Origin of the sequence: Sneathiella aquimaris, from assembly GCF_026409565.1 — a bacterium.
GTDB lineage: Bacteria > Pseudomonadota > Alphaproteobacteria > Sneathiellales > Sneathiellaceae > Sneathiella > Sneathiella aquimaris.
This window is the reverse complement of record NZ_CP112881.1, coordinates 2,584,746-2,604,161: the sequence shown is the minus strand read 5'-3', so window position 1 is coordinate 2,604,161 and position 19,416 is coordinate 2,584,746. Positions and strand designations below refer to the sequence as shown.

General features: G+C 47.7%; 20 protein-coding genes. 14 read left to right on the top strand and 6 right to left on the bottom strand.

Annotation, left to right across the window (positions count from 1 at the left end; translation table 11 throughout):
- The first annotated feature begins 4 nt into the window (after positions 1-4).
- Entirely contained in the window at positions 5-1,441 is a 1,437-nt protein-coding gene (gene phnY / locus OIR97_RS12235; protein ID WP_169545991.1) for a phosphonoacetaldehyde dehydrogenase, read from the top strand.
- A gap of 186 nt (positions 1,442-1,627) precedes the next feature.
- Here phnY and OIR97_RS12230 read toward each other — a convergent pair whose 3' ends face one another.
- The gene (locus tag OIR97_RS12230; protein WP_169545990.1) at positions 1,628-2,041 is read right to left on the bottom strand and encodes a PaaI family thioesterase; all 414 of its coding nucleotides are present in this window, start codon (positions 2,039-2,041) and stop codon (positions 1,628-1,630) included.
- Positions 2,042-2,242: 201 nt separating this feature from the next.
- Between OIR97_RS12230 and OIR97_RS12225 the strand changes: the two genes are divergently transcribed.
- The 5 genes from OIR97_RS12225 to OIR97_RS12205 are packed head-to-tail and all read left to right on the top strand — an operon-like array spanning position 2,243 to position 7,348.
- Positions 2,243-3,295, top strand: a complete 1,053-nt coding sequence (locus tag OIR97_RS12225; protein WP_169545989.1) for an ABC transporter ATP-binding protein — start codon at positions 2,243-2,245, stop codon at positions 3,293-3,295.
- A gap of 15 nt (positions 3,296-3,310) precedes the next feature.
- Positions 3,311-4,651, top strand: a complete 1,341-nt coding sequence (locus OIR97_RS12220; RefSeq protein WP_169545988.1) for an ABC transporter substrate-binding protein — start codon at positions 3,311-3,313, stop codon at positions 4,649-4,651.
- 9 nt (positions 4,652-4,660) lie between these two features.
- Positions 4,661-5,548: an ABC transporter permease gene (locus tag OIR97_RS12215; RefSeq protein WP_169545987.1), complete on the top strand. Its 888-nt coding sequence runs from the start codon at positions 4,661-4,663 to the stop codon at positions 5,546-5,548.
- Positions 5,545-6,387 carry an ABC transporter permease gene (locus tag OIR97_RS12210; protein WP_169545986.1) on the top strand — a complete coding sequence of 281 codons (843 nt, stop codon included), beginning with the start codon at positions 5,545-5,547 and terminating at the stop codon, positions 6,385-6,387. Before OIR97_RS12215 ends, OIR97_RS12210 begins: the two co-directional genes overlap by 4 nt.
- 58 nt (positions 6,388-6,445) lie before the next feature.
- Positions 6,446-7,348 (top strand): ribokinase, encoded by a 903-nt coding sequence (locus OIR97_RS12205; RefSeq protein WP_169545985.1) that lies wholly within the window; start codon positions 6,446-6,448, stop codon positions 7,346-7,348.
- Here OIR97_RS12205 and fghA read toward each other — a convergent pair.
- Positions 7,343-8,182, bottom strand: coding sequence for an S-formylglutathione hydrolase (fghA, locus tag OIR97_RS12200; protein ID WP_169545984.1), 840 nt, complete (start codon positions 8,180-8,182; stop codon positions 7,343-7,345). The two genes, OIR97_RS12205 and fghA, sit on opposite strands and share 6 nt — an antisense overlap.
- 3 nt (positions 8,183-8,185) lie before the next feature.
- Entirely contained in the window at positions 8,186-9,298 is a 1,113-nt protein-coding gene (locus tag OIR97_RS12195) for an S-(hydroxymethyl)glutathione dehydrogenase/class III alcohol dehydrogenase (protein ID WP_169545983.1), read from the bottom strand.
- A 239-nt stretch (positions 9,299-9,537) separates the two neighbouring features.
- Here OIR97_RS12195 and OIR97_RS12190 point away from each other — a divergent pair, with 239 nt between their 5' ends.
- Entirely contained in the window at positions 9,538-10,293 is a 756-nt protein-coding gene (locus OIR97_RS12190; protein WP_169545982.1) for a FadR/GntR family transcriptional regulator, read from the top strand.
- 29 nt (positions 10,294-10,322) lie between these two features.
- Here OIR97_RS12190 and can read toward each other — a convergent pair whose 3' ends face one another.
- A complete protein-coding gene (gene can, locus OIR97_RS12185; protein WP_267177722.1) occupies positions 10,323-10,964 on the bottom strand; it encodes a carbonate dehydratase in 642 nt (213 codons plus the stop codon).
- A gap of 168 nt (positions 10,965-11,132) precedes the next feature.
- Here can and paaA point away from each other — a divergent pair, with 168 nt between their 5' ends.
- The 6 genes from paaA to OIR97_RS12155 all read left to right on the top strand — a co-directional run bounded on the left by paaA (position 11,133) and on the right by OIR97_RS12155 (position 16,554).
- Positions 11,133-12,092: a 1,2-phenylacetyl-CoA epoxidase subunit PaaA gene (paaA, locus tag OIR97_RS12180; RefSeq protein WP_169545981.1), complete on the top strand. Its 960-nt coding sequence runs from the start codon at positions 11,133-11,135 to the stop codon at positions 12,090-12,092.
- Between the two features lie 14 nt (positions 12,093-12,106).
- Positions 12,107-12,406 carry a 1,2-phenylacetyl-CoA epoxidase subunit PaaB gene (paaB, locus tag OIR97_RS12175; RefSeq protein WP_169545980.1) on the top strand — a complete coding sequence of 100 codons (300 nt, stop codon included), beginning with the start codon at positions 12,107-12,109 and terminating at the stop codon, positions 12,404-12,406.
- 25 nt (positions 12,407-12,431) lie between these two features.
- Positions 12,432-13,190 (top strand): 1,2-phenylacetyl-CoA epoxidase subunit PaaC, encoded by a 759-nt coding sequence (gene paaC / locus OIR97_RS12170; protein WP_169545979.1) that lies wholly within the window; start codon positions 12,432-12,434, stop codon positions 13,188-13,190.
- A 7-nt stretch (positions 13,191-13,197) separates the two neighbouring features.
- Positions 13,198-13,692: a 1,2-phenylacetyl-CoA epoxidase subunit PaaD gene (gene paaD / locus OIR97_RS12165; protein WP_169545978.1), complete on the top strand. Its 495-nt coding sequence runs from the start codon at positions 13,198-13,200 to the stop codon at positions 13,690-13,692.
- A 9-nt stretch (positions 13,693-13,701) separates the two neighbouring features.
- The gene (gene paaE, locus OIR97_RS12160; RefSeq protein WP_169545977.1) at positions 13,702-14,781 is read left to right on the top strand and encodes a 1,2-phenylacetyl-CoA epoxidase subunit PaaE; all 1,080 of its coding nucleotides are present in this window, start codon (positions 13,702-13,704) and stop codon (positions 14,779-14,781) included.
- Positions 14,782-14,889: 108 nt separating this feature from the next.
- Positions 14,890-16,554 (top strand): glycosyltransferase family 4 protein, encoded by a 1,665-nt coding sequence (locus tag OIR97_RS12155; RefSeq protein ID WP_169545976.1) that lies wholly within the window; start codon positions 14,890-14,892, stop codon positions 16,552-16,554.
- Positions 16,555-16,559: 5 nt separating this feature from the next.
- Here the strand turns inward: OIR97_RS12155 and OIR97_RS12150 are convergent, their stop codons facing one another.
- On the bottom strand, positions 16,560-16,898 hold the full coding sequence (locus OIR97_RS12150) for a hypothetical protein (RefSeq protein ID WP_169545975.1): 339 nt from the start codon (positions 16,896-16,898) through the stop codon (positions 16,560-16,562).
- Positions 16,899-17,018: 120 nt separating this feature from the next.
- On the opposite strand from OIR97_RS12150, the gene OIR97_RS12145 reads away from it, so the two are divergent.
- Entirely contained in the window at positions 17,019-17,954 is a 936-nt protein-coding gene (locus OIR97_RS12145; RefSeq protein ID WP_169545974.1) for a glucosaminidase domain-containing protein, read from the top strand.
- 2 nt (positions 17,955-17,956) lie between these two features.
- Here the strand turns inward: OIR97_RS12145 and OIR97_RS12140 are convergent, their stop codons facing one another.
- Entirely contained in the window at positions 17,957-19,186 is a 1,230-nt protein-coding gene (locus OIR97_RS12140; RefSeq protein WP_169545973.1) for a glycosyltransferase family protein, read from the bottom strand.
- Between the last annotated feature and the right edge of the window lie 230 nt (positions 19,187-19,416).

The following is a 19,416-nucleotide window of genomic DNA, read 5'->3' as shown; positions in this document are numbered from 1 at the left end:
CTAAATGGGACATCCAACGGATATCCGTGTTGAAACAATGCGGATCGCAGGCGAAAAAGTAGCGACACCGGACGTTATTAATGTGGTTAATCCCTTTAGTAACAAGGTTGTCGGTACAATTCCAGCAGGTAAGGTCGAGCATGTAAGAGCGGCGTTTCAAACTGCATCTGATTACCAGCCGACCCTTTCGCGCCACGACCGGTACGCCATTTTGCAAAAAACAGCGGATTTGCTTGTTGAACGCAAAGATGAAATTTCTGACCTGATTACAGCGGAAGCTGGACTTTGTAAGAAAGATAGTCTGTATGAAGTAGGCCGGGCCTATGATGTGTTCAGTCTTTCTGCACGGCTGTGCATTCTGGACGATGGCGAGGTCTATTCCTGTGACATCACCCCTCATGGTAAAGAGCGGAAAATCTTTACCTTACGGGAGCCATTGTCGGCGATCAGTGCAATTACGCCGTTCAATCATCCGCTCAATCAGGTCGCGCATAAAGTCGCGCCGTCTATCGCAACAAATAACTGCATGGTTCTCAAGCCAACCGAGAAAACGCCGCTCACGGCTTTGTTGCTGGCTGATATTCTGTACGAAGCCGGGTTGCCACCGGCGATGTTCTCTGTCGTGACCGGTCACCCGGAAGATATCGCAGATGAAATGCTGATCAATAAAGATGCTGAACTTGTGACCTTTACAGGCGGTGTCCCTATTGGAAAATATATTGCTGAAAAAGCAGGCTACAAACGCAAAATTCTTGAACTGGGAGGAAATGATCCTCTCATCGTTCTGGAGGATGCGGATCTTGATAAGGCTTCCGATCTGGCTGTCGCGGGGGCCTATAAAAACTCGGGTCAGCGCTGCACAGCAGTGAAACGCATTTTGGTTGCCGATAGCATTGCAGATGAGTTTGTTGCATTGCTGACAGAAAAAACAGCAAAAATAAAATATGGTGACCCGTTCGATGAAACCATGGATATGGGAACGGTCATTAATGAAGCATCTGCCATCCAATTTGAAAATCGTGTGAATGACGCGATTGAAAAAGGGGCGGTCCTGAAAATCGGCAACAAGCGGGATGGTGCGGTTTATTCTCCGACGGTTGTGGATCATGTGCCATTTGATTGCGAACTTGTGCGTGAAGAAACATTTGGACCTGTTGCGCCGGTTATCCGATTCACGGACCTGGACGACGCTATTCGCATTTCCAATTCAACAGCATTTGGACTGTCCTCGGGCGTCTGTACAGATAACTGGCCTGCTATCCAGCGGTTGATCCGCGACCTGAAAGTCGGAACCGTCAATGTCTGGGAAGTGCCTGGTTATCGTATTGAAATGTCTCCGTTCGGGGGTATTAAGGATTCTGGATTGGGGTATAAGGAAGGTGTTCTGGAAGCAATGAAGAGCTTCACAAATGTGAAAACTTATTCGCTGCCCTGGTCCTGATCCCGACAAGTATTGATAAGGAAAAGAAAACGGTCCGGTTCACGGATCGTTTTCTGCGCTATTTCTGATACTTCTTCTATCAAGGAAGAGGAGCTCTTGTTAGGCACCGGTCACCCGTCAAAGTAACCTGCCATGCAGCCACTGACATTCTGGTTTGCCGATCTAACGTTACCGAGGTGGCCCTCTTTAAGACCGGCTTGCGGGAAAGAGTTTGAAGACGGCTGTCGCGCTCATGATTAACGCTTCCTCAGCCCATAGATCTGTTCTTACAAAGGCCAGACTATTTGTCTTTTTGCGAAGTTCTGGATGGGCTGTGATCCAGCTGCCCGCTGGTGCGCCAGCCGCAAATTCTGTATTGAGAGTGATGGTCGCGCAAAGCCTGTCACAGGATCTGAAAACACAATGGCCCATAGCTGTATCGGCAAAACCGACGAGGGCGCCGCCGTGAATGACATTATTGGGATTGGAATGACGATCATCGGTCTGAAAGCCAAACAAAAAGTTGCCGTCTTCCTGTTGATGTAAATAGTAGGGGCCAAGATGACCAATAAACCCCGTGGTATGAGGAAGGGGCGTAAACCCTTCTGGTATAGATTTCATGAAACTTTCCGTTTTCTTTTCATTGTTTGTTTGAAAACTGTAGAATGAAAACACGGTCTTGGCAATCTCTGTCATTTGATAAATGCGTGGCAGTGATTTGAGAATAAACCTGAATTTTTCTTTCACGCTGTTTTGATAGGATTTCTTAAATAAACTCAGTACACTAAATCAAATCGATAATATAGAAACTATGAGAGTTTGATGAGTGGACTGCGTTTGATTGGGTGTATCACCGCGTTTGAGGATGGAAGGTCGATCGGTCCGATTGATCTAAGTCTGCCCAATGGTCAGATGCTGGCTCTTCTGGGAGCATCAGGGTCCGGTAAAACGACGACTCTTCGTATGATTGCCGGACTAAGCCCAATTAATGACGGTACCTTACTCTTTGGTGGTCGGGATGTCACAGACCTGTCTGTTCGCCAACGAAAAGTCGGTATGGTGTTTCAGAATTTCGGACTGTTTCCCCATCTCAATGTGGCTGATAATATTACCTTCGGATTGCGAATGGGGGGAGGGAGTAAAGATAAAAACAATGAAAAACTAAAGTGGATTGTTGAAAAAACACACCTTCAGGGATTGGAAAACCGATTTTCAACGACACTTTCAGGGGGGCAGAAACAACGGGTGGCCCTTGCGCGAACGTTAGTGATGGATCCGGAAATTCTTTTGCTGGATGAGCCACTTTCAAATCTTGATGCAAATTTGAGAGAAGAAGTCGCCCTGTTTATTAAAGAACTGCAACAGGATTTGTCGCTGACAACAGTTTTCGTGACACATGATCAGAATGAAGCAATGATGCTTGCCGATCAGGTTGTTGTTATGGAAAACGGATCGGCCTTACAGCAAGGGACTGCAAAAGACGTCTTCGAAAAGCCGCGGCATCGATCTGTTGCAGAATTTATGGGGGCGACCAATTTTTTACCAGCAACTATTTCTGGCCGTGAAACGGTCCGCTGCCCATTGGGAGAGCTTACCTGTCGGGAAGCTTCTGCCTATGCGATGGGTGAGGCGGTCACGGTAATGATCCGGCCAGAAAATATTGCATTGTCCGGAACTCAAACAGGGTCTCTTTGCGGGGAGGTGTTGTCGGCACGCTATCACGGCGGATATGTTGTTTATATCGTAAAAATTGCAGAAGAAATGATCGCTGTTCAACATCAGAGTGCCGAACATTTCCCGGTAGGAGCGCAGGTTTGGCTCCAGTTAAATACTCATTTTCTTTGGGTTATCCCGGAGAAACCAATTCGATTTTAACAGGAATAAGGTTCCATGAAATTACTTCAATCTTTGGGTCTTGCCTTTGTTATGGGCGTCTCCGCACTCTCACCAGTCATTGCCGCTGAGAAGGAGCTGGAGAATTTTCGAGACCAGTTTAATTCTGGGAAAATGTCTTGGGGAAAGGTTGAAACCCGGGCCAAAAAAGAAGGCGTGATCAACTGGTTTCACTGGGGTGGCAGCGAAGAACTGAATGCCTGGATTGAATCGGCTGTTGTTCCTCGTTTGAAGAAAAAAGGAATTACCTTAAAAACGACCCGGATTTCCGGCACCCGTGAAGCCGTTGATCTGGTGCTGGCGGAAATGCAGGCCGGTAAAGGGATTGGCGAGGGAACCGTTGACGCGATTTGGTTGAACGGTGACAATTTTTATACTCTGGCCAGTCAAAATGCTCTTTTCGGATCTTTTGCGGATAAGGTCCCCAATGCAAGGAATTTCATTTTTGATACAAATAATCCGGCGTCGCAATTAAATCTTTCTGATTTTGGAACGCCGACCTTGGCGCGCGAAATGCCCTGGTCCGGGGAACAGTATGTCTGTTATATTGATACTGCCCGATTGAAACGGGCCGACGCCCCCACAGACTTTGGCGGGCTTGAAAAGTGGCTGAATAATAATCCGGGCCGTTTTACGTATGTTAAACCGCCCCACTATGTTGGAAACACCTTTGTTCAGACGGCCTTATATGCGTTTAATCCTTCAGGTAAGGGATATGTCGATTTCCAGAAATCGATTGATGAATTTACAGCCGAGGCATTTACTGAATTGGTGCGCCCGGGTTTCGATTATTTGAAACGAATAGAACCTAACCTGCTGGGGAGTGGTAAAGCGATTTATCCTCAAAATCAAGCGGCCTTGCAGGCCATGTTCAATAACGGCGAAATCGATATGGGCTGTGAGTTTGGCCTTTATCTTGTTGCTAACAAGCGAGAAAACGGATCCTTTCCGGAAACAGCGGAAACCTTGGCGTTCCCGAAAAATGGTATGATCAAGAATAAGAACTTTCTGGCAATTCCCGCTAACACGCCGCATCCGGCTGCAGCTCTCGTGTTTGCGAACATCATGTCTTCTGTCACGTTGCAGGTGTCCAAGTTGAAAACAATTGGATACCCGTTGGGTATCGACGTGCAGACTTTGTCACCCATTGATCTTAAAGCCGTCAAAGCGGCGGCCCCCTCTCATTACGGTGTTACGACTGAAGAATTGGGGCAAGGGGCCGTGGCCGACACAAATGCGTCGCTGGTAAAGGTCATTGAAAAAATCTGGATCGAGTATATCGAAAGGCGGTCAAGCAAACCTTTTGAACAGATTGTCCGTGAGGCAATGAAGACATAGTCATTTGTCATGGTAAAACGAGCGCCAACCTCGACCGTCAAGATTATCGCGGGGCTTGCACCGGCGATCATACTGTTGGCCGTTCTTTTTCTGGGAGCGTTATCGCTGGGCATTGTGCAAAGTTTTGGCTATGCGCCCCAATATGGCGTTAATGAATTTCCGACCGTTAAATATTACCAGCAATTATTTGCAGGAACCGGATTTTGGAAATCACTTGGACTGACATTTTATTATTCTGTTGTTCCGACCCTGGTAGGGGCAGTGCTAAGCCTGATTTTAAGCGTGATCCTTGCGCGGCGGTTCAAGGCGCGTGGACTGTTCCTGTTTTTGTATAAAATTCCGATGGTTGTCCCTTATCTTGTTGGTGTTAGCCTTGTTTTGCTGCTTTTCACAAACGGAGGGTTGTTTGCACGGCTGTTTTATGCCGTGGGTGTGATTGAAAGCCCGTCTGAGTTCCCGCGTCTTTTACAAAGTTCAAGCGGCATTGGGATAATGGTTGTCTATCTTTGGAAACAGGTCCCCTTCATGACCCTGATGCTGTATTCCAATTTGCTTGTGCTGGGGCGAGAGCAGGAGGAAAGCGCGATGTTGCTGGGGGCTTCCGGCTGGCAGATTTTCTGGCACGTCACCTTTCCGCGCTTAACGCCGTCACTAGTTGGGGCGACGCTAATTGTGTTTGCGTTTAATTTTGGCGGCTTTGAAGTCCCGTTTATTTTGGGTGCTGGTTACCCGAACACACTGACCGTTGAGGCATGGCGGTTATTTAGTGATGCTGATTATACCAACCGCCCTTCAGCGATGGCTGTCACGACGGTCATTACAATTGTTTCTGCGATTTGCCTTTTGGGGTATTTGACATTTTACCGTCGCCTTGAAAGAAAGAGGGGGCGGATATGATCCAGCGGTTAAGAACCTGGCAGAAGATCGCGTTAGCTTTTTTTATCGGGGCGATTGTAGGACCTTTCGTGCCCCTTGCGGTGGCGTCTGTCTCCTTTCGGTGGGGCTGGCCTGATTTGCTGCCGTCTATCTGGTGGTGGGAAAAACGTGAAAGCGCACGCCTCCCACTCGCCTGGGATTACGTTTTTGACCCGGTTTCAAGGTTGCTGCCAGCCCTGCAAAATACGGTCTTGATCGCTGTGCTGGTGACCGTGGTGGCCTTGCTTTTTTCTATTCCAGCTGCCCGGGTTCTGGCGCGTCACCGGTTCGCGGGAAAACCTGGCGTCGAACTTCTTCTCAGTACACCACTGATTGTCCCGGAAATAGCTTTTGGTATCGGGATGTTACTGATCTTTTTACAATTTGGACTTCAAGGGAATCTGTTTGCTGTCACCGCGGCTCACCTTATCCCCGTGCTTCCTTATATGATCCGGGTTTTGACCTCTGTATACGCGGAGTTGGATAAGGGGATGCTAGAACAGGCCGAGCTTTTAGGTGCTTCTCGAATACAGGTTTTCTGGTTTATTGAAATGCCTTTAATGCTGCCGGGCATTTTGGCCGCTGCATTATTTTCAGTGCTGATCTCGACCAATATTTTTCTGCTTACCTTTTACATTGGTCAAGGACAGGTGGATACACTGGCAACACTTCTGTTTACCAAAATAAGTGGCGGCGGGGCTCTTGATCCTGTCGCCGCTGCCTTTACGTTAATAATTACGGTACCGGGGTTGTTGTTTTTGGCCTTTAGTCAACGGGTGTTGAAAGAAGAAGTCTTTGCAAGTGGGGTCAGCCGCAGCTAGCGGATGGCAAAACAGGACGGGGCGCCCCTTCATTAATAAGATAGGATTTACAGTAAAAATGATTGTTGTTTTCGGATCCATTAATATTGATCAAGTCTATCAAATGCAGTCCTTACCGGCACCGGGCGAGACGATCCTTGGGGATCAGTATATGCAAGTTCCCGGGGGAAAAGGGGCTAATCAAGCTTTGGCAGCCCGGCGGGCTGGTGCGGATGTTACTATGATCGGTGCCGTTGGTGATGATGTGAATGCGGGCGCAGCCGTCTCATTAATGGTTGAGGGCGGGGTAGAATTATCATCTCTTAAAAAAACGATTAGACCCACAGGCTGTGCGTCTATTTGGGTTGATCAAAATGCGGAAAACTCCATTGTTGTTGTTTCTGGAGCCAATAATGATGCGACGGCAGATCAGGTTAGTGATGATGTGCTGGAAAGTGCAGCCTATCTTTTGTTGCAAATGGAGGTCCCCAGTTCAGAAAATTGGACGTTGATATCACGGGCAAAGAAGGTCGGTGTTAAAAGTATTTTGAACCTTGCACCCGCGGGCTTAATACCGGAATCAGTATTGCACGATCTGGATTATCTGGTTGTCAATGAAGGAGAAGCGGCGGCAATAGCCAGGCAACACGGTCTGGACACTCTTTCCGGCGATGAACTGGTTATTGAGCTGGCATCGCGATATGATCTATGCGCCATCCTGACATTGGGTGCACGCGGTGTTGTTGCTGCGGAAGAGGGGTGGTTGACGCGCGTGCCAGCGATGAAGATCACGCCCGTTGATACCACTGCGGCCGGAGATTGTTTTATTGGCGTTTTCGCAGCCGCCTTGTCTGATGGAAAAAATCTCCATGATGCGTTGCAGGCCGCAACTGCGGGCGCAGGCTTGACCTGTTCGGTGGCGGGCGCGCAGTCTAGTCTTCCAACCAAAGAAAAAATAGAGAAAGCCCTGAAAGAGCTATAGGGCTTTCAATATCTTTGAATGATGCAGTAAATGGTCTTCCATAAAAGACTGGATAAAATAATAGCTGTGATCATAGCCAGAATGGCTACGATAGATAAGTGGTTGGTCCGCTGCCTTGCATGCCTGTTCAAATAGGTGGGGGTTCAGTTCCTGTTCAAGAAACGGATCTGCCTTTCCTTGATCAATGAGAATTGGATGCGCCGTCTGAATGTTATTTACCAACGCAACAGCATCATACTCGTCCCACTCGGCTTTGTTATCTCCCAGATAGCCGTTAAACGCTTTTTGGCCCCACGGACATTGGCTGGGCGCACAAATCGGGGCAAATGCGGTAATGGAAGCGTATTGCTCTGTATTTTTAAGCCCGATCGTCAGGGCCCCGTGGCCTCCCATGGAATGCCCCATGATGCCAGCGGGGCCATTATCCGATGGAAAATGCGCGGCAATAAGGGAAGGAAGTTCCTTTGTTATATAGGAATACATTCGGTAGTTTTTTGACCAGGGCGCTTGGGTAGCATCCAGATAAAACCCGGCCCCGGTTCCAAAATCCCAGCTCTCATCCTCACCATCGATCATTGCGCCGCGCGGACTGGTATCGGGCATCACAAGCATTAACCCAAGCTGCGCGGCTACTCGCTGTGCGCCGGCTTTGATAGTTGCGGTTTCGTCTGTACAGGTCAGCCCTGCCAGATAATATACCACCGGAACAGGTTCGTTCTTGGCAGACGGTGGTGTATAAACGGCAAACTGCATGTCTGTACCGGTTTCTTGTGAGCGGTGTTCGTAAAAACCCTGAGTTCCGCCAAAGCAGCTTTGTTCTGATCGTGTTTTCATGGGTCAGTCAAACGTTACAACGCTACGAATAGATTTACCTTCGTGCATCAGGTCAAATCCTTTGTTGATATCCTCAATCGGCATGACATGCGTGATCATTTCGTCGATGTTGATTTTCCCATCCATATACCAATCGACGATTTTAGGCACATCTGTCCGGCCTTTGGCCCCGCCAAAAGCGGTGCCTTTCCATACGCGCCCTGTGACAAGTTGGAAGGGGCGGGTTGAAATCTCCTGTCCAGCGCCTGCCACGCCCACAATGATACTTTCACCCCAGCCTTTATGACAACATTCAAGGGCCTGCCGCATGGTGTGGACATTGCCAATACATTCGAATGAATAGTCGGCACCACCCTTTGTAAGGTCCACAAGATAGCTGACCAGATCTCCCTCAACCTCGTTCGGGTTTACAAAATGGGTCATACCAAATTGTGTGGCAAGGTCCTTCCGACTATTGTTCAGGTCGATACCAACGATCATGTTGGCACCTGCAAGCCGGGCGCCCTGTATAACGTTCAGACCAATTCCACCCAGACCAAAGATAACAACATTGTCGCCTGGTTTGACTTGCGCTGTATTGATCACCGCGCCAATGCCCGTGGTCACACCGCAGCCGATATAACAAACCTTTTCAAAGGGGGCATCTTTGCGGATTTTGGCAAGCGCAATTTCCGGGACGACCGTATAATTGGCGAAAGTGGAACAGCCCATATAGTGGTAAATTTTTTCACCGTTTATCTTGAAACGACTGCTACCGTCGGGCATCAATCCCTGACCCTGCGTTTCACGAATTGCCTGACACAAATTGGTTTTTCCACTGGTGCAATAACTGCATTGACGGCATTCCGGTGTGTAGAGCGGAATAACATGATCGCCTTTTTCAAGCGATGTCACACCGGGCCCTACATCGACAACGATACCGGCACCTTCGTGGCCTAGAATAGCTGGAAAAATACCTTCAGGATCGTCGCCAGAAAGTGTGAAAGCATCCGTATGGCAAATGCCGCTTGCTTTGATTTCAACAAGAACTTCTCCAGCTCTCGGGCCATCCAGTGTCACTGTTTCAATTGAAAGGGGGGCGCCGGCTTTTACGGCAACAGCTGCTTTTACATCCATCGGAATTGGCCTTTCTGAAGACTGGTCTATTGGGTTAATTCTTCGCAGTTCCAAGGATGAAGTGCAAGACTTTAAATGTGGGAAGGTCCCGGTATATATCATTTATAAATTAAATTTATAGTAAAATAAAAAACTTAGTATATTGATTTATATTTTATTAATATTATGCTATTTCAACGTGTGCTGCTTACTGTGTAAGCGGGCAAAGTTTAAAGGCGTCATTTATAGTGGGGGCGGAAATGACACAGCTAGGTAATCGGCACTATCCACGTGGGGGCATCCATGGAAGGGTGGTGCATGAATTGGGGCAGGATATTGTCAGTGGTCGCTATAAACCGGGAGACAAGTTACCCGGAGAGGGTGAATTTCTGGAAATGTTCAAGGGCAGCCGAACGGCGATCCGCGAAGCATTCAGGGTTTTAACGGCAAAGGGGTTGCTGGAGGCAAAGCAGCGGGCGGGGACACGTGTTCGACCGCGAAGCTGCTGGAACCTTCTGGATCCGGATATTTTGGCGTGGCAGTCAGAAGTTCAGCAGGACCACGGATCGGTTATTCAAATGATGGAGTTGCGTCAATGTTTTCAACCCGGTATTGCAAATCTTGCGGCCCAAAGGGGCAGTCTTGATCAACTGGCATTGTTGGATGGATTTCAACGCCAGATGGAGAATGCTGAAGAAGTCAGGGATCAGGTGCTTTTCTTTAAGGCGGTAAGAAATTTCCACGGATGTCTGTTTGATTGCTGCCAGAATGACCTTGCAAGCCGCCTTAACGATGTGGTGGATGTTGTATTGGTGGCGCTTTACCAAACGACAGACAACTGTCTGGAGCGTCAGGCATTTGGAATGGCAGGATGGTATCGTCTTGCCGTCGAGAAGATAATGGCAAGGGACGGTGTTTCGGCCGAACGGCTTTTTCATAACCTGATAGAAAACGAGCGGTCGCTCCTTCTTGGTCCAAAAAAATCGACGCCTCATTTTCAGACCAAAGTTGCCTGACCGCCAAAAAGCCAAATCGCCAGGCGTCTTTAGCTTCTGATCTGATAGGCTTCGTGGATTTGATCGATGCTCGAAATGTCGACATTCATGTCACGGATAAGGCCATCATGTAGGCCGTAGACCCATCCATGGACGGTCACTTTTTGATTGTTACGCCATGCCTTTTGCAAAATCGATGTTTTGCCAACGTTACGTACCTGTTGAATGACGTTCAACTCACAAAGCCTGTCGACCTTGGCCTGTTCGTCTTCAATGGCCGATAATTCTTCGTAATTTGCCTTCAGGATATCTTTGATGTTGGCGAGCCAATTGTCGATCTGGCCATGATCACTGTCGCTGATTGCTGCCCGTATGCCGCCGCAATTATAATGACCGGTGACAATGATATGCTCAACCTTTAGGATCTCGACCGCGTATTGAATAACCGCCAGACAATTCATGTCACTATGCGGTACGATATTCGCGACATTCCGGTGTACGAAAAGTTCTCCAGGATCCATACCGACAATTTCATTAGCCGGCACGCGGCTGTCTGAGCAGCCAATCCACAAATAGTTTGGTCGCTGAATATCGCGCAAGCGCGAAAAATATTCCTGATCGAGCTCCAGTTTGGATTGCGCCCATTCTTTATTGCGCTCGAATAAATCTTCTGGTGTTGGCTTATCACACATTCGCGTTCTCCTGTTCGCCAGAAAATACCCAAGCTTTTCAAATTTTCAAGTAAAACAAAAATTCCGGGCTTTTGAACACAGTATATTTAAATGATACATTATTTATTGATTTTGGAAAAATTATGTATCATATTAGAAATCAGGATTGAGCTGGAGAGGAAAACCGGGATGGATGAGCAGAATTTGGCCGCGCTTGAAGAGGCCTTTCAGGCGAAAGTGGACGCTGAGTTAAAAATCGAGCCGAAAGACTGGATGCCCGAGGGGTATCGTAAATCACTGATCCGGCAAATTTCTCAGCATGCCCATTCGGAAGTCGTCGGCATGCTGCCAGAAGGAAACTGGCTGACACGGGCGCCGTCCTTGAAACGCAAAGCTATTTTAATGGCAAAAATCCAGGATGAAGGCGGACATGGTCTTTACCTATACAGTGCAGCCGAGACACTCGGGATCTCCCGCGACGAAATGTATGAGCAGCTTCACACCGGGAAAGCAAAATATTCCAGCATATTCAATTACCCAACATTGAACTGGGCCGATATCGGTGCGATTGGCTGGCTCGTTGATGGTGCCGCCATTACCAATCAGATCGCCCTTTGCCGTTGTTCTTATGGTCCTTATGCCCGCGCTATGGTGAAAGTCTGTAAAGAAGAAAGCTTTCATCAGCGTCAGGGATACGAAATCATGATAAAGATGGCGCAAGGGACAGCTGAACAGAAAGAGATGGCCCAAGATGCGATTAATCGCTGGTGGTGGCCTGCTTTAATGATGTTTGGGCCACATGATGCAGACAGCCCGAGGACGGGCCAGTCCATGAAATGGAAAATTAAACGCACATCCAATGATGAACTCCGTCAGCGGTTTATTGATGCGACTGTTCCGCAGGCCGATTATCTGGGCCTGAGTATACCGGATGAAAAACTTGCATGGAATGAAGAAAAAAAGTCCTACGATTGGGGTGAAATCGATTGGGACGAGTTTGCAAATGTTGTTGCTGGCAATGGTTTATGCAATCGAGAGCGTTTGCAAACCCGCAGAGATGCTCATGATGGTGGTCAGTGGGTTCGGGATGCAGCCCTTGCCCATGCAGAGAAAAAGCGTAAACGCGCGCAAGCTGCCAAAGCAGCTTAACGAAGGAAATCATAATGTCAGAAACTCAACGTAAATCTGAATTCCCGCTTTTCGAAGTCTTTATTCGAAGCAAAAACGGGCTGCATCATAAACATGTCGGTAGTTTACACGCCCCCGACGCTGAAATGGCCCTCACCAACGCCCGTGATGTTTATACACGCCGCAGTGAAGGCGTTAGTATCTGGGTTGTGAAAACAGAAGATATCGTGACCTCAAGCCCTGAAGATAAAGGGGCTTTTTATGATCCAAATGACGAGAAAATGTATCGTCATCCAACATTTTACGACATTCCCGATGAAGTCGGCCATATGTGATCAGAACAGAATTTGGGAAATGATAATGTCAAATAACGAAGATTTATTCGAGTATCTGGTTCGGCTCGGGGATAACAGTCTGATTTTGGGTCAACGCCTTGCGGAATGGTGCGGTAAGGCACCTGTTCTGGAAGAGGAGCTGGCCTTGATGAATGTCGGGCTGGATCTGGTTGGACAGGCTCGGTTATTGCTTGATTATGCCGGGAAGGTTGAAGGAAAAGGTCGCGACGAAGACGCTTTGGCGTTTCATCGGGATGCGCAAGCATGGCGAAACCTTCTATTGGTCGAACAGCCGAATGGCGATTTCGCCAAAACAATGGCCCGTCAGTTTTTCTTTGATTGTTTTCAGTATGTGCAATTTGAAGCCCTTTGTTCTTCTGCCGATCAAACGCTCTCTGAAATTGCCGTAAAATCGTTGAAAGAAATCACCTATCACCGACGTCACAGCAGTGACTGGGTTATTCGGTTAGGGGATGGTAATGAAGAAAGCCATGAACGCATGCAAACCGCGATCAATGAACTTTGGGGGTTCACACCTGAAATGTTTGATATGGATGCGGTTGACGATGCGATGGCCAAAGCTGGTATTGGCGTTGATACGGCTTCCTTGCAGGAGAAATGGAATGCCATGGTTGACGCTGTTTTGGAAGAAGCAACCTTGGTGCGTCCAGAGGTGACCTGGTCCGTCCGCGGTAGTAAGGTTGGCAAGCATTCTGAACATCTTGGATATATTTTGGCGGAAATGCAATTTCTTCCTAGGGCTTATCCTGACGCAAAATGGTAGACGTCTGATGGAACAGAATAATGTAAAAGGGGACATAGAGGCGGTCAGGCAGGTGCTGGAACAGGTGAAAGATCCGGAAATTCCCGTTTTGACAATAGAAGATATGGGCATTGTGCAGGGGATCGAGTTTCCGGGAGACGGGGTTCGGGTCTCGATTACGCCAACCTATTCAGGCTGCCCGGCGATGGATACGATTGCCGAGGATATTCGGGTCGCCTTGACATTGCATGGATATAAGGACGTTGACATTAAAACAGTGTTGTCGCCCGCTTGGTCGACTGACCTTATTTCAGAAAACGGCAAGAAAAAACTGGAAGAATTTGGCATTGCGCCGCCGTCATCCAGTGCAAAGGCGGCATTGTTGGGGCACGAAACGGTGCGGTGCCCGCAATGCAAGTCTGAAAATACAGAAAAAGTTAGTGAATTTGGTTCGACGGCATGTAAGGCGCTCTATAAATGTGTCGATTGTCTTGAACCGTTCGATTATTTCAAATGTGTCTAGGGAACGAATATGAGTGTTTTTCATAGTTTAACGATTTCAGATGTTGTGCGGGAAACGAAAGATGCGATTTCTGTATCATTTGATGTTCCTGAAAAACTGCGCGATGCCTATCGATTTGAGCAAGGTCAGCATTTGACCTTAAAAGCTGAAATAAACGGGGAGGATGTAAGAAGGTCCTACTCGATTTGCAGTGCCGTTGGGGATCCGGAACTTAAAGTGGCCATTAAAAAAATCGATGATGGTGTTTTTTCCACATTCGCCAATGAAAATTTTAAACCAGGACAGGTGATGGATGTCATGGTGCCGCAAGGACGGTTTAACACGCCACTTGATCCGCACCATTCGAAAAACTACCTGCTTGTCGCTGCTGGAAGCGGAATAACACCGATTATTTCTATTCTTAAAACGATCTTGAAAACTGAAGAAAAAAGCAAAGTGACGCTGATATACGGAAACCGGACAGTGTCGAGTATCCTGTTTCTTGAGCAGATTGAAGACCTTAAAAACCAGTATCAAAATCGGCTGAACCTGATTCATATACTGAGTAGAGAAGAACAGGACGCGGCCCTGTTTAATGGTCGGATAAATCGGGAGAAATGCGAAACATTGTTCGACGGGGCCCTGGATGTCCGGTCATTCGATGATGCGTTCATCTGTGGCCCTGAAAGTATGATCATGGATGTTCAGGGCTTTCTAATCGATAACGGTCTGCCAAAAGACCATATTCATTTTGAGCTTTTCATAACAGACGCTGCGATCGCTGCCGCCAATAAACCGAAACAGGACCCACATGCCAATGATGCAGGGCCCGAACATACTGTTTCGGTAATTCTCGACGGACAAACAACAGAAGTCGGCATACCAGAAGAAGGTGTGTCCATACTGGACGCGGCTCTTGAAAAAGGTGTCGATCTGCCCTTTGCCTGTAAAGGCGGGGTATGCAGTACATGCCGCGCTAAAGTTATTCAAGGAGAGGTTCGGATGGATCTGAACTATGCACTTGAAGATGACGAAGTCGCGGAGGGGTTTGTCCTTACCTGTCAGTCTCACCCGACAAGTGATGATGTCATTGTAGACTTTGATGCATAATAAATAATCCTCTTCTCTTCAGGATATATTTATTTTCGACCGTTATTCCCTTACCCTACCGCAAGTTATTTAGCGGGCCTTGAATAAAGGCCGGTATAGGGGGAACGGGTGAGCAATAAACGAAATGCAGCTATTTTCTACGAGCAAGAAGGATTTAGCACTGGCGGTGAACGTCTTCTGGGACGGCAATCTGCTGGAGAAAGCTTTCTCAAAGGGTATTTGAAGTTTGGGGATCAGGATCAGCTTTATTGCTATACGGACCACCCGGGAAAATTTAAGGCATTCGAAAGCCAGATCGCGTCCTGGTCTAATCAGGCTCCGCCGTCAACATGGATAAACCCCATGACGCTCGGGCGTATGAGCGAGCCGGGGTGTCTGTTTTATTCTGGACCTTCAATCGGTCCGTTCGCCTGGCAACGGCGACATATCGGGACCAATAGTTTTAGCCTTTGTGGATTGACGCATACCATTTCGTCGATGGAAGTCATGGATACGTTTGGCGATCTTGCTATTGCACCCTTTGAAGAATGGGATGCCTTGATCTGCACATCTGTTTCGGTGAAAAAAACGGTCGAACACGTGCTCGCAAACTATTCCGAGTATCTGGAGCAGAGAAATGGTGGAAAGGTAAAATTACCCGTTCAGCTGCCGATCATTCCACTTGGAATTAATTGTGACGATTTTGCTGAGACGCCTGAAAAATTGGCATGGCGTAAGACGTTCAGAGAAAGTCACAAGATTGGCGCGGATGATATTGTTATCTTATATGTTGGCAGACTTGCCGCACATGCAAAGGCGCATCCTCTTCCGATGTATCAGGCTCTGGAAATTGCAGCTGCAAAAACCAACAAAAAATTGCATTTGGTACAAGCCGGCTGGTTTGCAACAGCGGCAATTGAAAATCAGTTTAGAAGTGGTGCGCGAAAATTTTGTCCGTCTGTGAATTGTATCTTTCTGGACGGTCGGGATATGGATGTCCGTACGAATATCTGGCAGGCTGCCGACATCTTTACTTCCTTGTCGGATAACATTCAGGAAACGTTTGGTATAACACCGGTCGAGGCGATGGCCGCAGGGTTACCTGTTGTTGCAACCGATTGGGATGGGTATCGTGAAACCGTGCGTCACGGGATTGATGGATTGCTGGTCAGAACGACCATGCCGGCCGCTGGGTGCGGTTTGGATTTGGCCTATCGATATCAGGTTGGCATTGATAGCTATGACCGGTATGTCGGTCAGGTCGGGCTGTTTACCAATGTCGACACACAGGACTGCGCCAACGCTTACCTAACTCTGATTGAAGACAGTGCTTTGCGAAACAGGATGGGGGCAGCAGGTAAAGCACGGGCCAATGAGGTGTACGACTGGAACGTTCTAATTCCGACCTATCAGGATTTATGGGCCGATCTTGCAGACCGCCGCATAAAGGCGGAGAAAAATGTTTTTCGAACACCTGTTCCGTTACGGGACGATCCCTTTAAACTTTTTGCGCATTATCCGACGGAACTGATGAAACCTCAGACCAGAGTAAGGATTTGTGAAAAAGCTGTAGGAAAGGTCGAAAACTATCTGGGGGACACAATGGGCAATGGGGCATCGATAATCATGCCAAACGCTGCCACCATCGAAGACTTCGTTAAAGCCATCGCAGATGCTGAAACACTGTCGCTTCAGGAGCTGGCAACAGCTTTTAAAATGCCCATTGGGAAAATGATCAGGATCGCAGGTTGGCTCGCGAAAATGAACCTGGTATCGGTGGTGAAAGCTGAATAAAGTGATTAATAGGACGGCAGCGTTTCAATCGTGCAATTCCCTGTCGTGTACATATTTTCCAGAGCGCAGTTGCGGTCAAAAATAACGACAAGGTTGCCTTTGCATTCACGAAAAGAAACCCAATATTCTTTTCCGTTGACGATGCTGCCACTGGCATGGGTTTCCAAACGGTCCAGAATTGAGACGGCGCGAACAGATTTGCCGGCCAGATCTATTCCTGACTGAGCTTCTTGTAAATTGGCGTCACATTGAAGGTTTCCATGGGCGTTTTGCGCTAAGGATGTTGTTGTTATTCCCACTGACAAAACGGCAATCATTGCTGCCATTACTGAGAATTTCTTCATTTGCTCACCATTTGCGTTAAACTACAAGAGAATAAGGCTTATTATTGAGCGGTTGCCTAAAGAAGTACAGGAGCAGTCGACAATATTGTGCACTGGTCACTTTAAAATAGGGAATAGATATTGAAGCAGGCTCTTGTAACTTTTATTCTTGGCATCTTGATTGTCGGGCTGGTCGGATATTATAACTATGGCGGATTTTTCTCTTCCAAAGGGGATGCCCATCCTAGGGAAACGGTGCGTTTTTCGACGATTAAAGATTTGGACAAGTATTTCACTCTTCATGAAATATCGGTAGAGAAATGGCGAGCAGGGGAGGTCCAGATCCCTAGAATTTTGATTCAGGACATTCCTTCGAAATGGCCAGAACATGCCTTGGAAAATGTGACGGTTGAGAAAAAGAAGGCGCTGTTTTTAAGGTTTTCCATTCCTCTCGTGCTGATCGCTAACGAAGAAATTAAAGCGGAACGCAAGACAGTAATGAGATTTCTTTCAAAAACGGAGTTGGACGACGGCGACAAAAAACGGGTCAGGCGTCTTGCGCAGAAATATAAGCTGGATGAGGACATCCCCCTTCGGAAATTATTGGCTCAGCTTAAAACCCGGGTTGGCCCAATTCCTGTGTCTATGGGGGTTGCCCAAATGATTGAAGAAAGCGGTTGGGGAACTTCACGTTTCGCCATTGAGGGCAATGCATTATTTGGCCAATGGAGTTTTTCTAAAGGTATGAAGCCCAAAGAGCAGCGAGCAGAAAAAGGGGATTACCGCATTCGCTCTTTCAAGACCCCGTTAGACTCTGTCCGAGCATATATACTGAACCTGAACACAAATCAGGCATATGCCGCTTTTCGAAAAGAACGTAGTCGACGATTAAATGCGGGAGAGGCGCTAAAAGGGGCATCAATGATTGCTTTTCTCAAATCCTATTCGGAACGGGGTGAAGAATATATATCGTCTATCCGTTCGATTATCGCTTCCAACAAACTAGCACCGTTTGATCGGGCCAGGTTATCTTCTGGCCCAACTGTGGAATTCATACCCTCTGTTTTTGCAGGCTAGGGCTATCCGTCTGCTTTGCGAAAGGAAAGTGTATTTTTTTCTCTCGCTTTGTCTCTTTCCTGAAACCGCAATTGTGCTAGTCGGTTTACATTTGTCAGGCCGTCCAAAAGTCCTGGAATTACAGTTTCGGACGGTTTTTTCTGTTGCGAAAGATGTTTAAGGGCGGTGGTCATCGTCGACGCTGATCGAACGCCATCGTCAATAAGGACACTAATCAAGCCCAGTTCAGCCGCCCGAGTCGCCCGAATATACTGTTCCAGACGAGGGACCGTTCGCGGAATAATAAGCGCTCTTTTATCCATCGAAAGGACTTCGCAAAAGGTATTATAGCCTCCCATTGCGACGACAGCAGAAGCCTTGGACATCAGGCTTTCCATATGATTGTCAAACGTGACAGCCCTTACCATATCCAGTTTTGAAATCCGGTCTCGAAAAGAGTTTTGCGTTTCAGGCGGCATGAACGGACCGAATACAAAGAGCGCGTTGATAGGGGGCGGATCACCAGATTCGTAGGCTCTCAAGACCCAGTCCACAAGGACCTCACCATCGCCGCCGCCGCCAACAGTAATCAGGGCATAAGGTGCGTCCAGTTCCTCAAGTATTGCAGGTTCCGCGCCAACCGATACCGCTCGCGGCAAGTATCCAGTATAGGTGATTTTACGTTTTACATCTGCGGGCAGGGCGATTTCCTGTAGCGGATTGTATAACTGCTCGATACCAAAAACCCAGATATCATCATAGAGATCCTGAAGGGCGGGCAGAACGTTTTTGCGTTTCCATTCGGGCACCAGCAGCGCGGGATCATCCAGTACGTCCCGAAGACCTAAAACAAGCCGTGTTCCTTTTGTTTTCAGGAACCTGAGAGTTTCTTCCACCTCTCCTCTTAGTCCAAAAGGTTCCTTGTCGACAATAAGGATGTCCGGATCGAACGTCTCTGCTGTGTGGCGAATGATGGAGGCACGCATTGCCAAAGTCTGCTCTGTATCAATGTGCAGGCTTAAAGACGTATATTCACCGTTTCTCAGTTTAATGATGCCTGGAATTCTAACGAAATCTACCCGCGCTTTAAAATCAAAACTCCCAATAATTGGAGAGCCTGATAAAATTAGGACTGACAGATTTTGGTTCTGTTCGACAAGGGCATGGGCAAGTGTCCGGCATCTTCTCAGATGCCCCAGACCAAAAGAGTCGTGGCTATAAATCAGGATGCGCCGTGCGCTGTCTTTCGTCATTATGCCTTTCCTCTCCGTATTCGGAGTCAAGCAACCACCTCAAGTATCTTAATCCGGTATAGCCTCCTTAACATCAGAATGCACCCGGAAATTGGCCGCTGATTTCAGATTTTTGGTGTTACCGGGCAAATTGGTCTGCCCCATTTTTCCGATTGGGTTTTTAGGGGGACTTGTTATTTGGCGATTCTGTGATCGAAAATGCACACGTAAATAGAGAAGAATAATGCTGT

Bases quoted from the DNA above. Each gene is read 5' to 3' on its own strand.
- OIR97_RS12195 (WP_169545983.1), bottom strand. From the start codon at position 9,298: ATGGATGTAAAAGCAGCTGTTGCCGTAAAAGCCGGCGCCCCCCTTTCA.
- OIR97_RS12205 (WP_169545985.1), top strand. From the start codon at position 6,446: ATGATTGTTGTTTTCGGATCCATTAATATTGATCAAGTCTATCAAATG.
- OIR97_RS12220 (WP_169545988.1), top strand. From the start codon at position 3,311: ATGAAATTACTTCAATCTTTGGGTCTTGCCTTTGTTATGGGCGTCTCC.
- paaA (WP_169545981.1), top strand. From the start codon at position 11,133: ATGGATGAGCAGAATTTGGCCGCGCTTGAAGAGGCCTTTCAGGCGAAA.
- OIR97_RS12230 (WP_169545990.1), bottom strand. From the start codon at position 2,041: ATGAAATCTATACCAGAAGGGTTTACGCCCCTTCCTCATACCACGGGG.
- paaB (WP_169545980.1), top strand. From the start codon at position 12,107: ATGTCAGAAACTCAACGTAAATCTGAATTCCCGCTTTTCGAAGTCTTT.
- paaE (WP_169545977.1), top strand. From the start codon at position 13,702: ATGAGTGTTTTTCATAGTTTAACGATTTCAGATGTTGTGCGGGAAACG.
- paaC (WP_169545979.1), top strand. From the start codon at position 12,432: ATGTCAAATAACGAAGATTTATTCGAGTATCTGGTTCGGCTCGGGGAT.
- OIR97_RS12210 (WP_169545986.1), top strand. From the start codon at position 5,545: ATGATCCAGCGGTTAAGAACCTGGCAGAAGATCGCGTTAGCTTTTTTT.
- fghA (WP_169545984.1), bottom strand. From the start codon at position 8,182: ATGAAAACACGATCAGAACAAAGCTGCTTTGGCGGAACTCAGGGTTTT.
- OIR97_RS12215 (WP_169545987.1), top strand. From the start codon at position 4,661: ATGGTAAAACGAGCGCCAACCTCGACCGTCAAGATTATCGCGGGGCTT.
- can (WP_267177722.1), bottom strand. From the start codon at position 10,964: ATGTGTGATAAGCCAACACCAGAAGATTTATTCGAGCGCAATAAAGAA.
- paaD (WP_169545978.1), top strand. From the start codon at position 13,198: ATGGAACAGAATAATGTAAAAGGGGACATAGAGGCGGTCAGGCAGGTG.
- phnY (WP_169545991.1), top strand. From the start codon at position 5: ATGGGACATCCAACGGATATCCGTGTTGAAACAATGCGGATCGCAGGC.
- OIR97_RS12190 (WP_169545982.1), top strand. From the start codon at position 9,538: ATGACACAGCTAGGTAATCGGCACTATCCACGTGGGGGCATCCATGGA.
- OIR97_RS12140 (WP_169545973.1), bottom strand. From the start codon at position 19,186: ATGACGAAAGACAGCGCACGGCGCATCCTGATTTATAGCCACGACTCT.
- OIR97_RS12225 (WP_169545989.1), top strand. From the start codon at position 2,243: ATGAGTGGACTGCGTTTGATTGGGTGTATCACCGCGTTTGAGGATGGA.
- OIR97_RS12150 (WP_169545975.1), bottom strand. From the start codon at position 16,898: ATGAAGAAATTCTCAGTAATGGCAGCAATGATTGCCGTTTTGTCAGTG.